At 67.2% G+C, this 403-nt stretch carries 1 protein-coding gene; it reads left to right on the forward strand.

Features of this window, described 5'->3' with window-relative positions; genetic code table 11:
* A partial coding sequence (locus GO615_RS30080; RefSeq protein ID WP_211167445.1) for a FumA C-terminus/TtdB family hydratase beta subunit occupies positions 1-403 on the forward strand: 403 nt, incomplete at both ends.

Genomic DNA, 403 nt, shown 5'->3' on the forward strand with positions numbered 1-403 from the left:
GATCAAGGAGCGCCTCGACGCCGGCGAGGAGATGCCGCAGTACCTCAAGGACCACCCGGTCTACTACGCAGGCCCCGCGAAGACGCCGGAGGGCATGGCGTCCGGTTCGTTCGGGCCGACGACGGCCGGGCGCATGGATTCGTACGTCAAGCAGTTCCAGGCCGCCGGCGGCTCGATGGTGATGCTCGCCAAGGGCAACCGCAGCGCCCAGGTGACGGAGGCCTGCCAGGAGTACGGCGGGTTCTACCTCGGCTCGATCGGCGGCCCGGCCGCGCGTCTCGCCCTCGACTGCATCAAGAAGGTCGAGGTGCTCGAATACCCTGAGCTCGGCATGGAGGCCGTGTGGAAGATCGAGGTCGAGAACTTCCCCGCGTTCATCGTCGTCGACGACAAGGGCAACGAC

This window comes from Aromatoleum evansii (assembly GCF_012910805.1).
Classification (GTDB): domain Bacteria; phylum Pseudomonadota; class Gammaproteobacteria; order Burkholderiales; family Rhodocyclaceae; genus Aromatoleum; species Aromatoleum evansii.